Here is a 501-nt window from a genome sequence, read left to right as displayed (position 1 = left end):
ATATCCGCACGGAAACCTGCGGTATCCGCGTTCGACAAGTTATTCGAACGAACGTGTTGCGCTTTAAGAACTCGGCTTGCACCGGAGGTTGCTGTAAATAACAAGCTATCCATGCAGAGCTCCTATTACACCGCGTTGAACAAGGCTTGAGTGAGCTTGTCGCTGGTCGAAATCGTTTTTGCGTTCGCTTGGTAGTTACGTTGTGCTGTCATCAGTGCCACAAGCTCACTGGTTAGGTCGACGTTTGAGCCCTCTAATGCACCTGGAGTCAAGTTACCCAGCGTGCCAGAACCCGGAACGCCCATGATCGGCGCACCAGAGCTAAAGCTTTGTGTCCACGCAGTGCCGCTCACTTTTGCTAGACCTTGCGTATTAGCAAAATCAGCCAGAACCACTTGGCCTTGAAGCTGTGATTGACCGTTAGTGTAAGTTGCGTAAACCATGCCGTTGTCTTCTACGCGCACGCCTGCAAGCTCACCAGATGTGTAACCGTTCGGGCTG

2 protein-coding genes are annotated in these 501 nt (G+C 51.9%); both read right to left on the bottom strand.

What is annotated here, in order from left to right:
- Positions 1-113 (bottom strand): flagellar basal body protein (locus R7Z77_RS28830; RefSeq protein WP_318137497.1); only part of this gene is annotated, 113 nt, incomplete at its 3' end.
- Positions 114-125: 12 nt separating this feature from the next.
- Positions 126-501 (bottom strand): flagellar hook-basal body complex protein (locus R7Z77_RS28825; protein ID WP_318137496.1); only part of this gene is annotated, 376 nt, incomplete at its 5' end.

Source organism: Vibrio sp. 1401 (assembly GCF_033340295.1).
The sequence above is the reverse complement of the archived record's forward strand: the minus strand, read 5'-3'. Positions and strand labels throughout refer to the sequence as shown.